Raw genomic sequence first — 17633 nt, forward strand, 5'->3', positions numbered from 1 at the left:
TCGCAAGAAGTTCCCTGTGGCAATGTCTGTGTGACCCACGTCGTGTAGGTCTCAACGAATCATCAGTGAAAACCCGAATGATGGAAGTTTCACTTTATCATTTGGTGACTTTTTGAACATCCTCTTTAAATAATACAATTGAATCAATTTCATAATTGCTTTTTTTAAAACGTCAAAGATTGGCAGAATATAAGGCTCTTTTCTGAAAAGGTTCAAACTGGATTCTTATCCAGCAGATTTTAGTTTCCGTTTTATAAAGAAGTTTTATCACTTTCTATCCATGTTGCTTCACATCCCCCCTTATCCTGGAGACTCAGCTCCGAGACACTTAGGTCCGTTACGGTATGATGGCTCGGGGTGGCTGAGAAACGACTCGCTTTCCTGCGGCCCCACAGACGTGCCGAACTTAGTCGAACATCCTCTAAACAGCAAGCCTCCTCAGGCGAAGCCTTCCGGGGGCTCGCCGTTTCCCCAGCCACCCCACCTGTTTTGTGATGAACGGAGCCATTCGTATTCCGAATGAGTCTCCAATGTTTCATCCATCATGATGTGGCATAATAACCGTGTCACAGAGAGATTTTCAGCTCTCTGTGACACGGTTATTATGTCGTTTTGGGTGGACTTGTGCACCTGGAGTGTTTCCGTTCTTCTCCACCCAAGGAAACGGAAACCTATCTCGAGATGGAGTCTTCCAGATTACTGCCTTTAACCTAATAAAAATGATTTCAAATTTCCTACTTGACTAGATTTGGGGAGGTACTTCCTTTTTTGCGTCTTGAATCCCTTGGGGCAGAAGGGGCTTAAATTATGAAATTGATTCAATTATTAAAATCTTGTGAAACTATCTGTGGAATGATGCGTATACATAATGAAAAAAATCATATAGTATGACATTCAATAAGAAAGGGTGATTGTTATGGCTATGGAAAATACTTGTCCGTTTTGTCAACTTACAAATGATGCAGAGCAGCAGATCATTTTTGAAAATGAGACATGTTACTTCATTCAGAAGGAATCAGAGCAAAGTGTTTTAGAGGGAAGTGGGTTAATTATTCCCAAGATACATACAAAAACAGTATTTGACCTATCTGCTAAGCAGTGGACCGATTCACAGGAAATGTTGAAAAAAGCAAAAGATAGGTTAGACGAGCTACATTCTCCAGACGGCTACAGTGTAGGATGGAATACAGGTGAAACAGGGGGACAATCGATCCCCCATGCTCATTTACATGTTATACCAAGGTATCAAGATGAACCTTATGCAGGTAAAGGAATTCGCTATTGGATTAAGCAATTCGGCAACGCTCGAAACTTGACAAAATAAGCTCCCTATAAAGATTACGAGCAAGAAGGGCTCGTAATCTTTTTTTAGAGGATGTTCAAAAGTCACCAAATGATAAACGGCGAATGTCTTCGTTGCTCGGTTTTTCCGGTCCTCACGTAGAAAAGGCATACGCTGTGGTCCTCAAAACGTTCGCGCCTCGAACTTCTTGCACGCATAGGAGGGGTTTGAACACACACTTTTACCCAAAAAACGATCATTGACGTGTCAGTAAAATTTTAACAACAGATAATATTAGATTAATTACAAAATTCGCTTTTTTTCTACAAACGACTTTCGTTAGAATGTAGTAGTGTTTATTTATTGAGTGAATAGTCATTCAGGGGAAAGGGTGAGAATCTTCAGTATAATTAAGGCATAATACGTGACGAAGGAGTCGAGAAGGTCAAGCTAAATAGAGGTGACATGTTGAAATACAAGGTGAAAGTAGTAATGGAAAGAAACGATGAATTCACGGAGTACCTTCATCAGAAGATTATGGAATACAACAAAGAATTTTCTTTGCATCATAGTCTTATAAAACGTCAAGACTCGACCCAGCCGATTAATATGATTGTGATGAATAGACATAATAAATGGGTTGGTGGGATGTCGGCAGAACTCTATTCTAACTGGCTTGAAATTGTCGACTTTTGGTTTGCCGAGTCGTATCGTGGGATAGGGATTGGAACAGAGTTACTTAATAAAGTAGAGTCTATAGCCAGAAAAAGGGGAGCTGATTATTCAATGATTACGACATTTGAATTTCAGGCCAGAGCTTTTTATGAAGAGAAAGGGTATAAAATCGTTGGTGAATTGAAGGACTATCCACCAGGGTCAAGCTTTTATACCATGGTAAAAGGTTTGTGAGGATTAGTTTTGAAAGGAAGTGGAGTTGTGTGTTGCCGGACGCCGGGGACCAATCATATAATTACATAATCGTTTAAAATAGAGAGGACGACATACGAGGTGATTGGTTATGAGCTATGTAGAAAACCTTAGAAAACTGGTTGGACACCGCCCGCTAATACTTGTCGGTTCTGTTGTAGTGATCGTGAATAATGAGGGAGAAATTCTTCTTCAGCAGAGATGGTTTCCTGAAGGGGCATGGGGGCTCCCCGGGGGGTTAATGGAACTTGGCGAGTCAACAGAAGATGCAGCGAAGAGGGAAGTATTTGAGGAAACTCAGCTTTATGTCCATCATTTGGAGCTGCTCAACGTTTATTCTGGAGAGGACTATTTTACAATAGCAAAGAATGGTGATGAATTCTACTCTGTGACTATGGCCTATGTAACTTCTTCTTACACAGGTTGTTTACAGGTGGACCTTGAAGAGTCCATTCAATGTTGTTTCCTAAATCCTGCAGCTTTACCACAACAGATGGTAGGAAGTCATCGACAGATAATCGAGGACTATTTGCGTACTGATGGTATGAAAGTTGAGAAGGAAGACTAGTTATGTTTAATGAGAGGACAAGATCTCATAACCAGGGGTCTTGTCCTTTTTAAGTTGTTCATAAAGTCGCTCAAATCTCTTCGCCATTCGTAACATGTTGATCCATATCTCTACAATTTCAAGCCGCTCCTGCTTTTAAAACGACGGAGCAATGTATGACTTTCAACCCTTGTAATCCCCTCAAGAGCATATAGTTCATTATTAATAAATGATTCAAGTTCTTTAAAGTCATTGACTAGGACATGCATATGCAGTGTACTTGGTCCTGTCATTTGATAACAGCTTGCTACATAAGGATTATTTGCTAAATTCTCAGCAACTTCTACGAGTGAACGTGGTTCGCAATCCACTTCAAAAAAGGCAGATACTTTTTTGCCAACCTTTTCACTATTCACCACCGCAGTAAATCTTTCAATAACCCCACAGTCAATGAGCTGGTTAACTCTTGAACGTACGGCAACACGTGAAAGTCCAAGGGTTTTCCCTATATCCGCATAAGACAGACGACCATCTTCAATTAATAACTCGAGGATACGTTTATCCGTATCATCGATCTTCATCTTATAATCATCTTCCATAGGTTACCACCTAACATGATCAATAGAATCTTTTTTACTAGATTCATTGTATTTTTTTCCATACTTAAACCCTTTCGTAAAAATAGTAGCATGAAGATTATTTTCTTTCAAATGAAATCTGAATTTATTCAAAATACAAAAAAATGTGACCTTTTTCGCTGAAAGGGGTTTAAATATTTTGAAAATTGCATTATACTCATCACAACAACAAACGATTGTTAATTTAAAGTGCACATTTAATTAACGATTGTAAATAAAAAGCGGGTGATAGCTTCTTAAAGTTAAATAACTTTAGAGTATGCACTTTCGAAATAATTATATTAATAAAGGGGGGATAGTATGGTAGGTTTAATAATAAAACGTTTTTTGCAGCTTTTACTTCTGCTTTTTGGAATTTCCTTTCTAGTATTTATGAGTATGCACATTGCACCTGGAGATCCGGCAACAGTTATTGGAGGCCCTACAGCTACAGAGTCAGACATCGAGGCGATCCGAGAGGAATTGGGTTTAAATAAGCCTGTACTAGTCCAATATGTTGACTACATAAAAGGGGTTGTTCAAGGAGATCTCGGATATTCGTTCCAAAACAATCAATCGGTGGCGGAAGCAATTATTATACGCTTTCCACAAACATTGAATTTAGCTATTGCCAGCATGATTGTAGCAATACTCATCGGTGTCCCAGCTGGAATTATTTCAGCAATTAAACAAAATTCCTGGTTTGACTTTTCGAGTACAACCGTTGCTCTCGCGGGAATTTCTATTCCAAACTTCTGGTTAGGCGCGATGCTGATTTTGATTTTCTCTGTCCAACTTCAATGGCTACCTGTAGGTGGGTTGAGTGCCCCATTTTGGACTATTGAAGGGATAAAACAGCTGATCTTGCCCGCGATCACATTAGGAACAGCTTCAGCAGCGATGATCGCAAGAATGAGCCGGTCCGCCATGCTGGAAGTGATTCGCGCCGATTATATACGGACAGCTAAAGCGAAAGGTGCAAAATCTTGGACGGTCATTTGGGTACACGCCTTAAGAAATGCGATGATTCCTGTTATTACAGTTATTGGGTTGAATTTTGGGTTTCTGCTTGGCGGCACAATTATTACAGAACAGGTTTTCGCAATTAATGGAGTAGGCCGATTGATGATTGATGCGATCGCTGCTCGTGATTTTCCAGTCGTACAAGGAACCGTGTTGTTGGTGGCAACGTTATTTGTCGTTGTAAATCTGCTTGTGGATATTATCTACGCACTTATTGATCCGAGAATTAGCTACGATTAAAGAAGGGAGGTGTATACCATGGCGAGCTCAGAATCTGTTGGCCATAGTCCAGTAAAACAAGGAATGAAACAGAGCAAGAAAGAGCGAATGTTAGTTAAAACCATTAAACGTATATTAAAAAATAAACTTGCTGTATTTGGACTTATTATCATTGCAATACAAGTGATTATGGCTATATTTGCACCTGTATTCGCGGGGTATGATCCTGTGGAACAGGATCTGCCAAGTGCTCAGCTTGGAGTTGGAGCTGAAGGACATTGGCTTGGAACTGATAATTATGGAAGGGATGTATGGTCACGCCTTGTTTTCGGGGCGAGAATCTCATTATTGGTTGGGATTACCTCGGTTACGTTAGGACTAATTGGAGGAGTTACTTTAGGGCTGCTGTCGGGTTATTATAAGAAACTGGACGGGCCGATTATGCGTATCGTTGACTTGTTATTTGCTTTCCCAGGAATTTTGCTTGCGATGTTAATTATCGCTATGTTAGGTACGAGCTTAGTAAACGTAGTGATCGCAATCAGTATATGGTCAATTCCAACTTGCGCAAGAATTGTTCGAGGAAGTGTCTTAACCGTAAAGAAGCAAGAGTATATCTTGGCGATGAGATCTCTTGGAGCTAGCAGTTCTCGAATTCTATTAAAACATATTCTACCTAACTGTACAGCACCGATCATTGTCTTCGCTACGATGCGAATGGCGACGGCTATTTTATCAACAGCAGCTTTAAGTTTCTTAGGTTTAGGGGCACAGCCGCCTACACCTGAATGGGGAGCTATGATTGCCACGGGACAAGATTTTATGTTTACTTCCCCCCATTTAACAATTATTCCTGGTATCGCTATTATGCTTGTAGTATTTGCTTTTAATGTTGTAGGAGATGGTTTAAGGGATGCGCTTGATCCTAATATGGATCTTGATACTTAATAATAAGAGGAGGTTTTTAGTATGAAAAAACAACGTATTAAATGTGTTGCTTTTATTTTTTTAGTTCTTATAACTTTAATGGGGTGTAGTAGTGATACTTCACAGGAGGGGAGCGGTGAAAGTGGAGCGGATGTAAGTCAAGAGCTCACCTATGCTACTACATCAGATGTGGTAGGTCTTTCGCCGATTGATACGAACGATTCTGTATCCTCTGCAGTGATTGAGCAAGTATATGAAACGTTGTTTGTTAGGGATCCAGAAACAATGGAAATTAAGCCGCATTTAGCAGAATCCTATGAAACCCCAGATAACACCACATGGGAGATTAAACTAAAAGAAGATATAACTTTTCATGATGGAACCCCCTTTAATGCCGAAGCCGTAAAATATACGTTTGAACAATTTATGAGTGAAGAGAGGGCTGCACCGCGTGCTTCTTTGCTCGAACCTGTAGAATCCATTGAAGTGAAGGATGAGTATACCGTTGTTATTAAAACGAAAGAGCCTTATGGTCCTTTGCTTGCAGCATTGTCCCATACAAACGCTTCTATTGTAAGCCCGGAGGCTGATAAAGGTGGGGACTTAAACCAAAACCCAGTTGGTACCGGACCGTTTGTTTTTGAAGAATGGGTACAAGGTGACCATGTTTCCCTTTCTGCAAATGAAGATTATTGGCAAGGAGCTCCCCAACTTAAGAATGTCACAATGAAAGTCGTCCCTGAGTATTCCACTGCTGTTTCCATGCTGCAGACGGGTGAAGTTCAATTTATAGATGCGATCCCGACTGAACAGCTTCCGCGTATTGAATCATTGAAAAATGTAGAGGTTCAAAAGAGGGAAGGAACCCCTGTTTATTATCTAGGTTTCAATATGAATAAAGAACCTTTTAATGATATTAACTTTAGGAAAGCCGTTTCTCATGCGATCGACCGTGAAGCTTACGTGAAGCAGCTGAATGGATTAGGTATAAAAAATGAAAGCCTTATTGGACCAAAAGTATTTGGCTATAATGAGGAAGCTGCAGATGCAGGGTATAGCTATGATCCGGAAAAAGCGAAGCAGCTTATTGAAGAAAATGGATTTGGAGGTCAGGAAATTACGTTACTTGCTGCAAATCGTGAATCTTATATGAAGATGGCGGAAATAGTTCAAGCCCAGTTAACGGAGGTTGGACTTAATGTTGAGATTGAAACAATGGAATGGGGAACATTCCTAGATACTACTACTGAAGGAAACTTCCAAATGACATTCCTTGGCTGGTCAAACAGTACAGCTGACGGCAGTGAGCTGCTATATCCGAACTTACATTCCGATAATATTGGTTCATCTAACCGTATGTCCTACAGTAATAGTGATTTTGACCAGCTTGTTAAGGAATCGCGGGAGACTGTAGATCAAGAAGTAAGAAGACAAAAGCTGATAGAAGCAAATCAAATAGCTGTTGAGGATGCTGTTTGGGTACCTATGCACCACGGAGTGGTTACTGTAGCTTATGATAAATCTGTGAAAGGATTGCAGATTGATCCAACAGGACAATGGTCACTTTATAACGTCCACAGAGAGTAGGGGTGAGACAATGGAACAACTATTAGAAGTGAACAACCTAGTTACCTCATTTAAAACAGCGGGCCAAAAGGTGTCCGCTGTTCGAGGGGTCTCTTTTTCTGTCAATCGTGGTGAGACCTTATGCATTGTCGGTGAGTCTGGCTGCGGGAAGAGTATCACAACATTATCCGTAATGGGATTGCTCCCTAACAATGGCGAGATATCAGAAGGATCCGTTAAGTTTAATGGTGAAGAGTTGACTGCTAAAAAGAAAGAGGATATGAGAAAGTTGCGCGGGAATGAAATTTCAATGATCTTTCAGGAGCCTATGACCGCATTAAATCCTGTATTCACTGTAGGCTATCAGTTGATGGAGCCACTGAAAATACACACGAAACTGTCAAAAGCGGAAGTTAAGCATAAGGCTATTGATTTGTTAAACAAAGTAGGGATACCTAATCCTGAGAAAAGATTAAAGCAACACCCTCATGAGCTAAGTGGTGGTATGAGACAACGAGTTATGATCGCGATCGCACTTGCCTGTAACCCTTCGCTTCTGATTGCGGATGAACCTACAACAGCACTTGATGTAACGATCCAGGCGCAGATCCTTGATCTCATCGATGATCTAAAAGAAGATTTAGGGATGGGAGTGGTCATGGTTACCCACGATATGGGTGTTGTGGCTGAAGTGGCTGACCATGTAATGGTAATGTATGCAGGCCATGTTGTTGAAACAGGGACAGTAGAAGAAATCTTTTCAAATCCTAGTCACCCTTATACGAAGGGACTGCTTGCGTCTGTCCCGAATGTTGACGATGCAAACCAATCACTTGAAGCGATCCCTGGTTCTTTACCTAATATAAATGAAGAGATCGAAGGATGCAGATTCCATCCAAGGTGTCCATTTGCTACAGAAAAGTGTAAACAAGAAGATCCGCCACACTTTTCCATCTCTTCTAGTCATCAATCGAAATGCTGGTTACAGGAAGAGGAGGTGACCAAAGATGAGTCTTACGACAAAGCCCTTTCTTGAAGTGAATCAAGTTAAAAAATACTTTCCTGTTAAAAGCAGTTTACTTAAAAGAACAAAAGCCAATGTTCAGGCTGTTGAGAACGTATCTGTTGATGTGTTAGAGGGAGAGACCATGGGAATTGTCGGTGAATCCGGCTGTGGGAAGTCTACTCTTGGTCGTACGATTTTAGGTCTTGAGGAGCTTACGGAAGGGTCGATAAAGTTTCGAGGAGAAGAAATTGGAGGACTATCAGAAAAAAAACTAAAAAATTTTAAAAAAGAGATGCAAATGATTTTTCAAGATCCATATGCTTCACTAAATCCTCGGCAGCGTGTTGGGGATGCCCTTGAAGAACCGTTTATTATTCATACAAAAGTGGGGAAAAAAGAGCGTGAGCAGCGGGTAAAAGACCTGCTAGTCGAAGTCGGACTAAAGGAAGAACATGCAGAACGTTATCCCCATGAATTCAGTGGAGGACAGAGGCAAAGGATCGGGATCGCTCGGGCGATATCGCTGAATCCGTCCCTGATTGTATGTGATGAGGCGGTCTCTGCCCTTGATGTTTCTGTTCAAGCGCAAATTATACAATTGCTAAAGAACCTTCAGCAAGATCACCAGCTAACCTACCTATTTATCTCGCACGACTTAGGGGTAGTTAGACATATGTGTGATCGAGTCCTTGTGATGTACTTAGGAGCTACGGCGGAACTTGCTTTCTCGGAGGAACTGTATGCTAATCCATTGCATCCTTATACGCAGGCCCTTCTTTCTGCCATTCCAAGGCCTATACCAGGAAAGAAAAAGGAACGAGTGCGATTAGACGGAGATTTGCCGAATCCTGCTGATTACCCGTCCGGCTGTCCCTTTCACACACGCTGTCCGCTTGCTCATGACCGCTGCCGTGAGGAGAGACCAGAATGGAGAGAGGTTAAACCCAATCATTTTGTAGCTTGTCATGAAGTATAACCGTTTATCTTTTTTCATGATCAAACACAGATAATATTTGAATTTAGAGAGGAGAAAGAATGTGGATCACATCGACTACCTTTATCAACCTTATACAACCAATCGAGTAAGTACTGTCGCACATAAAGGGATGGTTGCAACCTCCCAACCGCTAGCATCTCAAGCCGGATTAGATATTCTCAAACAAGGCGGTAACGCAATTGATGCAGCTATTGCCACAGCAGCTATGTTAACGGTAGTAGAACCTACATCGAACGGCATCGGTGGAGATGCCTTTGCTCTCGTTTGGACGAAAAATAAACTGTACGGCTTGAACGGAAGCGGGCATGCCCCGTCATCTTTGTCTATACAAGAGATTAAGAAGCGTGGATATGATAAAATCCCAAAATTTGGATTCGTACCCGTAACCGTCCCTGGCGTTCCAGGAGCCTGGGCGGAGCTGTCAAAAAGGTTTGGCAAGCTACCCTTTAAGGACGTGCTAGCTCCTGCCATTCAATATGCGGAAGAAGGCTTTCCTATTTCACCAGTACTCGGAAAGTTCTGGAACTCAGCGGCCGAGAAGTACAAGGAAACACTTAAGGGAGAAGAATTTCAACATTGGTTTGATACGTTCGCTCCTAACGGCCATGCGCCGCGGGTCGGCGAACATTGGAGCTCACAAGGTCACGCCGATACACTCCGAAAAATTGCTGATACAAAGTCTGAAGATTTTTACCATGGTGAGCTGGCCGATCAAATCGAACAGTTTTCCATCAAGCATGACGGATTTATTCGAAAGGAAGATTTGAAAAACTATCAACCAGAGTGGGTTGATCCTATTTCGGTAAATTATAGGGGCTATGATGTATGGGAGATTCCGCCAAACGGCCAGGGAATTGTAGCACTGTCTGCTTTAAATCTATTAAAAGGTTTCCAAATAGAAGAAAAGGAGTCCGTGAACACGTATCATAAGCAAATTGAAGCTATGAAACTAGCCTTTGCTGACGGGCAAAAGTTTGTTGCAGAGCCTGATCATATGGAATTTGATTATCAAACCCTTTTAGATGATCAGTATGCGAGTGAACGCAGAAAGCTCATTTCTGAGGAGGCACTCACTCCTGAGCCAGGGCAACCTCCTAAAGGGGGGACGGTTTATTTAGCAACAGCGGATGATGAAGGCAATATGGTGTCCTTTATTCAAAGTAATTATATGGGCTTTGGCTCAGGACTTGTCGTTCCAGGGACTGGTATTGCCTTACAAAACCGTGGTCATAATTTTTCATTAGACGAGAATCATGCAAATGCGCTAGCCGGAAACAAACGCTCCTATCACACGATTATCCCAGGCTTCCTCACCAAAGGGGACGATCCTGTTGGACCATTTGGAGTGATGGGAGGATTCATGCAGCCACAAGGCCACGTGCAAGTCGCTATGAATACGATAGATTTCCATTTGAACCCGCAAGCTGCACTTGATGCCCCGCGTTGGCAGTGGATGGAGAATAAAACGGTGTGGGTGGAACCGAGTTTCCCTAGCCATGTAGCAGAAGCTTTAGCAAGAAAAGGTCATAAAATTGAAGTGCAGCTCGAGACCGGCGCTTTTGGCCGCGGGCAAATCATTTGGCGTGATAAACATACCGGAACGTTATTTGGCGGAACAGAATCGCGCACAGATGGAACCATATCCGCTTATTAAGGCTATGAAAGGATAGAGATGAGAGGGGATGAGAGTATGATACAGCATTGGAATCTCTTCCTGGCTTTTTTTCGGGTAGGTATGCTTGGATATGGCGGCGGCCCGTCCTCTATTCCACTCGTGCACAAAGAAGTTGTAGAAAAGTACAAATGGCTATCTGACGATGATTTTGCCGATATCCTTGCTCTAGGTAACTCACTGCCGGGCCCGATTGCTACGAAAATGGCAGGGTATATCGGATACAGAGTCTCTGGAATTCTTGGCATGCTAAACGCTGTTCTTGCTACCATTATCCCAACGATTGCGATCATGATTATTCTCATTACTTCATTAAATAGCTTTCGTGAACAGCCATGGGTGAACGGAATGACACAAGCTGTCGTTCCTGTTGTTGGTGTGATGCTTGCAACACTTACCTACGACTTTCTTAAGAAGGCAAAAGTGAATTTAGGATGGTTGACAACATTGTTACTGGGAGCAGGATCCCTCATTTTAATAGAATGGGCAGGCATCCATCCGGGCTTAATTATTTTCGCTCTTCTTCTAGTTGCCTTAATTAGACCTATGGGCAAAAAGGGGAAAGACACCAAGGTATATGTAAATAAGGAGCAATCCTCATGATTTATTGGAAGATTTTTATTGCATTTTTCATTCCAGGAATAGTGGGGTATGGCGGCGGCCCCGCTTCTATCCCTCTGGTAGAAAACGAAGTGGTTGAGCGGTTCAGCTGGATGTCTGTCAGCGAATTCAGTGAAATGCTGGCGATGGCGAATGCGTTACCAGGCCCAATCGCTACGAAAATGGCTGGGTTTATCGGCTATCAGCAGGGCGGGATTTTGGGGACGTTTGTAGGGGTATTTGCCACAGTAGCTCCATCCCTACTACTTATGATTGGGCTTCTAAGTCTTTTGTATAAATTCAAAGACTCCCCTAGAGTTAAAACAATGACAGCCCTAATACGTCCGTCCATTGCTATTTTACTAGGGATTATGGCTTTTCAGTTCTTCCGGAATTCTTACTTTTCTGCCGGAGCACTGCAAACCATTCTGCTGATTGTTGTCAGCTTCTTTTTACTCGAACGTGTGAAGGTTCATCCAGCCTTTGTGATAATAGGTTCATTAATGTATGGAGCTATTTTTCTAGGATCGTAAATAAGGCACACCATTTAGAGGATGGTGTGCCTTTTGTTCTTCAATGTTGACCAGGGATTCTATCAAAAAACTAAGTAGGATCTCCCCAAACCACAGTGAGGGGATATTCTAAAATGGAAGGAAAGCACGAAACGCTTTGCCTTCCTCATTCGTATCAAGAACAGAACGAAATGGGGAGGAACTCTTAAATGGACAATTATTCAATTGATCAATTCATTCAACAAACGAAACAAGATGAGACAGAAAGTGACTATTTTGAATTAGAAACACCTCGTATTTTAGAGGTTAATTTAACGGATCAAGTGTGGGCGAAGTCAGGTTCAATGATCTCTTACAATGGTCAAATAAAGTTTGAGCGCGAAGGGATACTGGAACATGGAGTCGGCCGCATGTTCAAGAAAGCTTTTTCAGGAGAAGGCAGCTCATTAATGAAAGCACAGGGCAGGGGTCGTTTATACCTAGCAGATCAAGGGAAGAAAATTACAATTTTTGATCTCTCCAACGAATCGATTACCGTTAATGGGAATGACCTTTTGGCTTTTGAGCCAGGTATCGAATGGGATGTTAAGTTAATGAAAAAAGTAGCAGGAATGATGTCTGGTGGACTGTTCAATATTAAACTTCAAGGCAACGGAAGGGTAGCGATTACCTCCCATTATGAGCCGTTAACTTTACTCGTTCGCCCCGGAGAATCTGTAATTACGGACCCTAATGCGACGGTAGCCTGGTCCGGGCATCTCGAACCAGAGTTTAAAACAGATATCAGTTTTAAGACATTTCTCGGAAGGGGAAGCGGGGAATCAATCCAAATGGAATTCAAAGGTGAAGGGTTTGTCATCGTTCAACCGTTTGAGGAAGTGTACACGACGGGAAGCGGATCGTAAGAAATTTATTAATCCATCAGTCATCTTCAATAGGGCTTCAGCATAATTTAACAAACAGGAGAAAAAGTTGAAGCTTCACTCTTTACTTCATTGGAAAATCGTTGTATCATGTGAATTAACAAAATAAATAATGGAAACTTCTTATCCAGAGAGGCGGAGGGACTGGCCCTTTGATGCCCGGCAACCATCGAATCAATCCACGAGATTGACGAGAACGGTGCCAATTCCTGTAGGATGGTAACATTCTAAGAGATGAGAGGATCGTACGGAATATTACGACCCCTTTTCTTATACTGGATAAGAAAAGGGGTTTTTTGGTTTTAAAACCGTCAAACTCTCTTTGAAGAAGAAGTTCCGCATTAACAGAAGGGAAGATGAGTTATGGCAACAGCTATTTTTGGTGCAGGGTGTTTCTGGGGCGTCGAGCCCTTTTTTGAGCGTTTTGATGGAGTGACTGCAACACGGGTTGGATACACAGGCGGTCACGTTAAGAATCCGACATATGATCAAGTGAAAACGGGAACAACGGGTCATGCAGAAGCTGTAAAGATTGAATATGATGCAACTGTTCTGACATACGAAGAGTTGATTAATATCTTTTTTGAGGCGCATGATCCAACAACTCGCAATAAGCAGGGTATGGACGTAGGTCATCAATATCGATCTGCTATCTTTTATACCAATGAATTAGAGCAGGCGATTGCGGACGAAAAGATTAAGCAGTGGGAAGCAAAAGGGATCTTTAAACGTCCGATTGTAACGGAGGTAGCAAAAGCTGAAGTTTTCTATGATGCGGAAGAATACCATCAAAAATATTCACAAAAGAATGGAGCAGTTGCTTGCGGAATCAGCTAATTAAAAATAGGAGTGAGCCTTCCTTTTAATAAGGAGGGTTCTTTTTTTATATCTAAAATGGAATAGAGTGTTAAAATAGATCGACAGTGATCTAGCTTGAGATGAATCAAGGGTGGTGGTCACTCTTTTTTCAATTAAAGCCAATGATTAACGAAAAAAGCTTGAAGACTTGATTATAAACAGCACAATCTTTAATAGTTACGTATAATTATAGGCGGTTAGGAGGATACAGGATACCATGTGGTTTAATGAGGGATTACTTATCATCATGACACTTTTTATGGTCATTGGAGCAGTAGATTACTATCTTTTACATAATCGATGGGGCTTAGGGGAGCGATTTTACGATGCTTTTATGATGATGGGGCCGCTTGCGCTTGCAATGGTTGGAATTATTTCGTTGGCCCCTGTTCTATCCGCATGGTTAGCTCCTATTATTACGCCACTATACCAGTGGCTTGGGGTTGATCCATCGATGTTTGCATCAACGATATTAGCGATTGATATGGGGGCCTATCAATTAGCAGAAGCCCTCGCTGAGAGTGACGATGCAGCGGTTTTCTCTTGGGCGTTTCTCGGGACGATGATGGGACCTACACTGGTTTTTACCATTCCAATTGCCTTAACGATGATTGCAAAAGAAGACTATCCTTATTTTGCAAAGGGGATATTAATCGGGTTAATTACGATTCCCATTGGTTGCCTCTCCGGAGGGTTTGTAGCCGGCTATGAACTGTGGTGGATGATCCGCAACCTTATACCTACAGTGGTTGTAGCAGTCATAATAGGATTAGGGTTATGGAAGTTTACTAATCTAACCATTCACTTGTTTGCAAAGTTTGGCAGATCAGTCGAGTTACTAATCATTAGTGGGTTAGTCTTAATTATTATCAAAACATTAACAGGTTTTACCTTAGTTCAAGGTATGGCTCCTTTAGAGGAGGGGCTAGGCATCGTGGGAAATATCACGATCATGCTTGCGGGTGCCTATCCAATGGTCAGCTTTATTAATCAATCGGGCCAGCGACTATGGAACAAATGGAGCGGTAAACTTGGGGTTAACTCGGTAGCGATGACGGGGTTCATCGCATCGCTTGCTCACCATATTCCTATGCTGGCGACCATGAAGGATATGGATACAAGGGGAAAAGTGATGAATGCTGCGTTTGCGGTTAGCGGGGCATTTGTGCTTGGAGGCCATTTAGGATTTGTAGCTAGTGTAAATAAGGAGATGATTGTGGCTGTGGTCATCGGTAAGCTAGTTGCAGGCGGACTGGCTGCTTGGATCGCGTGGCTAACAACCAGCCCTGATGGGTTAAAGGAGCAGTCAAGTTAAGGTTTTAGGTGTTTCCCAAATGATAATTTTCTAAAAGATGATGTTCAAAAAGTCACCAAATGATAAACGGCACATTTCTTCGTTGCTCGGTTTTTCCGGTCCTCACGTAGGAAAGGCATACGCTGTGGTCCTCAAAACGTTCGCACCTCGAACTTCTTGTTTCTCAGTCGTCAACTTTTTGAACACAAACTAAAAGATGAAAATGGCACATAGAATGGCTGCAATAACAAAGGTAATGCTGTAGATGGTAGTTAGTAGGCGAAAGCTTGTTTTTTTTCCATGATTTTGCAAGCTTGCCACTTCATCCTCGGCAGAGTATCCTTCTGCTTCATATTTTGCAATGGTTTGGTTTACGTTCTTTCCAACATAGAGTGTCCCAACTAATGCTATGATACTAACGAGAATAATGACGGCCATTAAAAAAGGGTACATGCTCACCACTCCCTCTACTAGATTACCTTCATTTTACCTTATTTGTGGTTGTAAAAACGATGCTATAGGTGAAATAAATTGTACTTTTTGGTGAACATTTGCTCCATTCGATGTAAAGCATTGAGGAATTTTTATGAAAAGCTGTAATCATGTGCAGTTAATAGAATTGTGAGCACGCACTTTAAATATATACCCTGTGTGCTTTTTTGTTAAAGAAAGGCGGAGTTGGAATGAGAGTATATGGTGCTTTAATCAGCTTAAGTTTAATTTGGGGGATGTCGTTTGTTTTTATAAAATGGCTGCTCGATCCTGTTGGTGCGTGGGGGTCGGTGTTTCTAAGGTGTTCAGCAGCCGTCCTGATTTTGTTCCCGTTCCTTTGGATGAGGAGAGGGAACATCGTAAGACCGATTCCCTGGAGATCACTTGTTTTCGTAGGGGTTTTTAATGCCGGCATCCCGTGGGGGCTGATTGCTTTAAGTGAAACCGAGATTAATAGCAGTACAGCTGCAGTTCTAAATGCATTAACCCCGATTTGTACTGGCCTTGTAGGTTTCCTTTTCTTCGCAATTGTGTTGAAAAAGCGGCAATGGCTCGGAATAGGTTTAGGATTCGCAGGTATTCTTGTCCTTATAGAGTTTAATGTGGGGCAACTATTTAAAGAAAGTTTCGTCGGAATCGGCACAATGGTATGCGCCACCATCTCTTATGGATTTGCCTCCCAATATACGAAAAAACATCTACAATCAACGGGTGTCCTGCTGATTACTACCTGTTCACTTGCGATTGCATCAGTGGTCGGATTCATTGGCACACTTGTAACAGGAACCACTTCCCGTATAAATGCTGACTTAGTTGCGGATCCACTCGTTCTATGGTCCATTATCGGCCTTGGATGTTTTGGTTCAGGAATCGCCCATTTGCTTTTTTATTATATTGTGAAGAATAGCAGTGCCGAGTTCGCGACATCTGTCACTTATTTAGTTCCGGTTACGGCAATGGTGTGGGGATATGTACTGCTAAATGAACCGATTACTAAAAATTTAGCTTTCGGGCTCGTGATTATTTTTATAGGGGTTTATTTAGCCACAAGAAAGCCTAAAAGGAATACGTCACAAACGAACAAGCAACGCGTTGCAGGAGAAGGATAATTTTCTGTAGAAAAGTCTGCACTCTTCTATTTCGTATATTTGTTGGCATAACTGCTAGCTGCAATAGAATCAGGTTTTATTTTTGGATCAAACCCTAATGATTCGATCCGTGCCATCATTTCATTGACATACGTTCGTGTCTTATTTCGCTCGCCGGCACCGATATCGATGTGTCCCTCAACCATAAAGCTTGCCCCTTTATAAATGTGGGGGAGGACGACATTGATCAGTTTGTCGAGATGCTCATTTGTGAAAAGCGAGGCCACTTCTTCCGTTAATGTCGTTTCATAGGATATTCGTTCGTGGAGGACCGTCATACACCTTGGTTCTGTCTCTTTTCGAAAACACGCCCAGGCTCCTTTGCCTATTCTTTGAATGACAATTCCGGTTATAAATAACGTGCTAGTTTCATGTATTTGAGAATCTGTACCTAGCATAAGCTTATAGTTACCTCTTGGATCACTCTGCATGAACGAATAGATATGGGAAAATACTTCACTGTAGGTCATCTGATTTTTGATTGAATTCTGAAACAGGATGGGTTTCAATAGAACCAGCTCTTTTCAAGTGGAGTAGAAAAACAGGGTTTTGAGGGAATCCATTTCTATACTATATTCATTTCCCTTTTCTACATGTGAAAAAACTAAAAATGACGAGCTCCAAAGAGGGGAGTTCGTCATTTCAATTAAAAAATAAATATCCAAATGAGGATAATGGTAATAATGAACGTGATTGAATAAATGATTGTCAACAATCGGATGCTTGAGCTCTTGCCCTCGCTTTTTAAACTTGAAAGCTCTTCTTCCACTGAAGTCTCTTCAGATTCTTCCTTTATCATATTTCTTGCCACTAAGATGGTTCCAATTAAAGCAGCCAGGCAAACGACAATCACGATGATATAGTAGATCGAATACATAGTTGCCCCACTCCTTTTTGACTCTTAAAATAAGGTCGGTCTACTAAGATTTTATCACTTAAATGAAACCGTTTATACCCATTTGTAAACAGGAAAACCATGCTTTTCACCAAAGCATGGTCAGATCTTGTAGAGAAACTTCTCTA

General features: G+C 41.7%; 19 protein-coding genes and 1 riboswitch. Of the genes, 15 read left to right on the forward strand and 4 right to left on the reverse strand.

Annotated features, from left to right (window positions below):
* The first annotated feature begins 916 nt into the window (after positions 1-916).
* From MUO14_RS18695 to MUO14_RS18705, 3 genes are all read left to right on the forward strand, one after another.
* Positions 917-1324: an HIT family protein gene (locus tag MUO14_RS18695; protein ID WP_244752073.1), complete on the forward strand. Its 408-nt coding sequence runs from the start codon at positions 917-919 to the stop codon at positions 1322-1324.
* 450 nt (positions 1325-1774) lie between these two features.
* Positions 1775-2191, forward strand: a complete 417-nt coding sequence (locus MUO14_RS18700) for a GNAT family N-acetyltransferase (RefSeq protein WP_244752074.1) — start codon at positions 1775-1777, stop codon at positions 2189-2191.
* Positions 2192-2300: 109 nt separating this feature from the next.
* Entirely contained in the window at positions 2301-2777 is a 477-nt protein-coding gene (locus MUO14_RS18705) for an NUDIX hydrolase (RefSeq protein ID WP_244752075.1), read from the forward strand.
* Positions 2778-2887: 110 nt separating this feature from the next.
* Here the strand turns inward: MUO14_RS18705 and MUO14_RS18710 are convergent, their stop codons facing one another.
* A complete protein-coding gene (locus tag MUO14_RS18710; RefSeq protein WP_304654223.1) occupies positions 2888-3337 on the reverse strand; it encodes an Lrp/AsnC family transcriptional regulator in 450 nt (149 codons plus the stop codon).
* 357 nt (positions 3338-3694) lie between these two features.
* Between MUO14_RS18710 and nikB the strand changes: the two genes are divergently transcribed.
* The 11 genes from nikB to eutH all read left to right on the forward strand — a co-directional run bounded on the left by nikB (position 3695) and on the right by eutH (position 14991).
* Positions 3695-4636: a nickel ABC transporter permease gene (gene nikB, locus MUO14_RS18715; RefSeq protein ID WP_244752077.1), complete on the forward strand. Its 942-nt coding sequence runs from the start codon at positions 3695-3697 to the stop codon at positions 4634-4636.
* Positions 4637-4654: 18 nt separating this feature from the next.
* Positions 4655-5563 (forward strand): ABC transporter permease, encoded by a 909-nt coding sequence (locus tag MUO14_RS18720; protein WP_244752078.1) that lies wholly within the window; start codon positions 4655-4657, stop codon positions 5561-5563.
* 21 nt (positions 5564-5584) lie between these two features.
* On the forward strand, positions 5585-7129 hold the full coding sequence (locus MUO14_RS18725) for a glutathione ABC transporter substrate-binding protein (RefSeq protein WP_396265719.1): 1545 nt from the start codon (positions 5585-5587) through the stop codon (positions 7127-7129).
* Positions 7130-7139: 10 nt separating this feature from the next.
* Positions 7140-8144: an ABC transporter ATP-binding protein gene (locus MUO14_RS18730; RefSeq protein WP_244752079.1), complete on the forward strand. Its 1005-nt coding sequence runs from the start codon at positions 7140-7142 to the stop codon at positions 8142-8144.
* Positions 8116-9090: an ABC transporter ATP-binding protein gene (locus MUO14_RS18735; protein ID WP_244752080.1), complete on the forward strand. Its 975-nt coding sequence runs from the start codon at positions 8116-8118 to the stop codon at positions 9088-9090. Before MUO14_RS18730 ends, MUO14_RS18735 begins: the two co-directional genes overlap by 29 nt.
* 70 nt (positions 9091-9160) lie before the next feature.
* Positions 9161-10765 carry a gamma-glutamyltransferase family protein gene (locus MUO14_RS18740; protein WP_244755668.1) on the forward strand — a complete coding sequence of 535 codons (1605 nt, stop codon included), beginning with the start codon at positions 9161-9163 and terminating at the stop codon, positions 10763-10765.
* Between the two features lie 36 nt (positions 10766-10801).
* Entirely contained in the window at positions 10802-11386 is a 585-nt protein-coding gene (locus MUO14_RS18745; RefSeq protein WP_396265720.1) for a chromate transporter, read from the forward strand.
* Positions 11383-11916, forward strand: coding sequence for a chromate transporter (locus MUO14_RS18750; protein ID WP_244752081.1), 534 nt, complete (start codon positions 11383-11385; stop codon positions 11914-11916). Before MUO14_RS18745 ends, MUO14_RS18750 begins: the two co-directional genes overlap by 4 nt.
* Before the next feature lie 188 nt (positions 11917-12104).
* Positions 12105-12800 (forward strand): AIM24 family protein, encoded by a 696-nt coding sequence (locus tag MUO14_RS18755; RefSeq protein ID WP_244752082.1) that lies wholly within the window; start codon positions 12105-12107, stop codon positions 12798-12800.
* 138 nt (positions 12801-12938) lie between these two features.
* Positions 12939-13059: riboswitch (SAM riboswitch) on the forward strand.
* A gap of 122 nt (positions 13060-13181) precedes the next feature.
* Positions 13182-13655 carry a peptide-methionine (S)-S-oxide reductase MsrA gene (gene msrA / locus MUO14_RS18760; protein WP_244752083.1) on the forward strand — a complete coding sequence of 158 codons (474 nt, stop codon included), beginning with the start codon at positions 13182-13184 and terminating at the stop codon, positions 13653-13655.
* Positions 13656-13893: 238 nt separating this feature from the next.
* Positions 13894-14991, forward strand: coding sequence for an ethanolamine utilization protein EutH (gene eutH / locus MUO14_RS18765; protein WP_244752084.1), 1098 nt, complete (start codon positions 13894-13896; stop codon positions 14989-14991).
* A gap of 189 nt (positions 14992-15180) precedes the next feature.
* On the opposite strand, the gene MUO14_RS18770 is transcribed toward eutH, so the two are convergent.
* Positions 15181-15423, reverse strand: coding sequence for a hypothetical protein (locus MUO14_RS18770; protein WP_244752085.1), 243 nt, complete (start codon positions 15421-15423; stop codon positions 15181-15183).
* Positions 15424-15653: 230 nt separating this feature from the next.
* Between MUO14_RS18770 and MUO14_RS18775 the strand changes: the two genes are divergently transcribed.
* Complete coding sequence (locus MUO14_RS18775; RefSeq protein WP_244752086.1) at positions 15654-16571, forward strand: DMT family transporter; 918 nt, start codon at positions 15654-15656, stop codon at positions 16569-16571.
* A 26-nt stretch (positions 16572-16597) separates the two neighbouring features.
* Here the strand turns inward: MUO14_RS18775 and MUO14_RS18780 are convergent, their stop codons facing one another.
* Both MUO14_RS18780 and MUO14_RS18785 read right to left on the reverse strand, forming a co-directional pair.
* Positions 16598-17080, reverse strand: coding sequence for a ribonuclease H-like YkuK family protein (locus tag MUO14_RS18780; RefSeq protein ID WP_244755672.1), 483 nt, complete (start codon positions 17078-17080; stop codon positions 16598-16600).
* Positions 17081-17256: 176 nt separating this feature from the next.
* The gene (locus MUO14_RS18785) at positions 17257-17487 is read right to left on the reverse strand and encodes a hypothetical protein (protein ID WP_244752087.1); all 231 of its coding nucleotides are present in this window, start codon (positions 17485-17487) and stop codon (positions 17257-17259) included.
* Positions 17488-17633 lie beyond the last annotated feature (146 nt).

Origin of the sequence: Halobacillus shinanisalinarum, assembly GCF_022919835.1 — a bacterium.
GTDB lineage: Bacteria > Bacillota > Bacilli > Bacillales > Halobacillaceae > Halobacillus_A > Halobacillus_A shinanisalinarum.

Bases quoted from the DNA above. Each gene is read 5' to 3' on its own strand.
- MUO14_RS18745 (WP_396265720.1), top strand. From the start codon at position 10,802: ATGATACAGCATTGGAATCTCTTCCTGGCTTTTTTTCGGGTAGGTATG.
- MUO14_RS18705 (WP_244752075.1), top strand. From the start codon at position 2,301: ATGAGCTATGTAGAAAACCTTAGAAAACTGGTTGGACACCGCCCGCTA.
- MUO14_RS18735 (WP_244752080.1), top strand. From the start codon at position 8,116: ATGAGTCTTACGACAAAGCCCTTTCTTGAAGTGAATCAAGTTAAAAAA.
- MUO14_RS18750 (WP_244752081.1), top strand. From the start codon at position 11,383: ATGATTTATTGGAAGATTTTTATTGCATTTTTCATTCCAGGAATAGTG.
- MUO14_RS18695 (WP_244752073.1), top strand. From the start codon at position 917: ATGGCTATGGAAAATACTTGTCCGTTTTGTCAACTTACAAATGATGCA.
- MUO14_RS18785 (WP_244752087.1), bottom strand. From the start codon at position 17,487: ATGTATTCGATCTACTATATCATCGTGATTGTCGTTTGCCTGGCTGCT.
- MUO14_RS18720 (WP_244752078.1), top strand. From the start codon at position 4,655: ATGGCGAGCTCAGAATCTGTTGGCCATAGTCCAGTAAAACAAGGAATG.
- nikB (WP_244752077.1), top strand. From the start codon at position 3,695: ATGGTAGGTTTAATAATAAAACGTTTTTTGCAGCTTTTACTTCTGCTT.
- msrA (WP_244752083.1), top strand. From the start codon at position 13,182: ATGGCAACAGCTATTTTTGGTGCAGGGTGTTTCTGGGGCGTCGAGCCC.
- MUO14_RS18700 (WP_244752074.1), top strand. From the start codon at position 1,775: ATGGAAAGAAACGATGAATTCACGGAGTACCTTCATCAGAAGATTATG.
- MUO14_RS18710 (WP_304654223.1), bottom strand. From the start codon at position 3,337: ATGAAGATCGATGATACGGATAAACGTATCCTCGAGTTATTAATTGAA.
- MUO14_RS18725 (WP_396265719.1), top strand. From the start codon at position 5,585: ATGAAAAAACAACGTATTAAATGTGTTGCTTTTATTTTTTTAGTTCTT.
- MUO14_RS18730 (WP_244752079.1), top strand. From the start codon at position 7,140: ATGGAACAACTATTAGAAGTGAACAACCTAGTTACCTCATTTAAAACA.
- MUO14_RS18780 (WP_244755672.1), bottom strand. From the start codon at position 17,080: ATGACCTACAGTGAAGTATTTTCCCATATCTATTCGTTCATGCAGAGT.
- MUO14_RS18770 (WP_244752085.1), bottom strand. From the start codon at position 15,423: ATGTACCCTTTTTTAATGGCCGTCATTATTCTCGTTAGTATCATAGCA.
- MUO14_RS18755 (WP_244752082.1), top strand. From the start codon at position 12,105: ATGGACAATTATTCAATTGATCAATTCATTCAACAAACGAAACAAGAT.
- eutH (WP_244752084.1), top strand. From the start codon at position 13,894: ATGTGGTTTAATGAGGGATTACTTATCATCATGACACTTTTTATGGTC.
- MUO14_RS18775 (WP_244752086.1), top strand. From the start codon at position 15,654: ATGAGAGTATATGGTGCTTTAATCAGCTTAAGTTTAATTTGGGGGATG.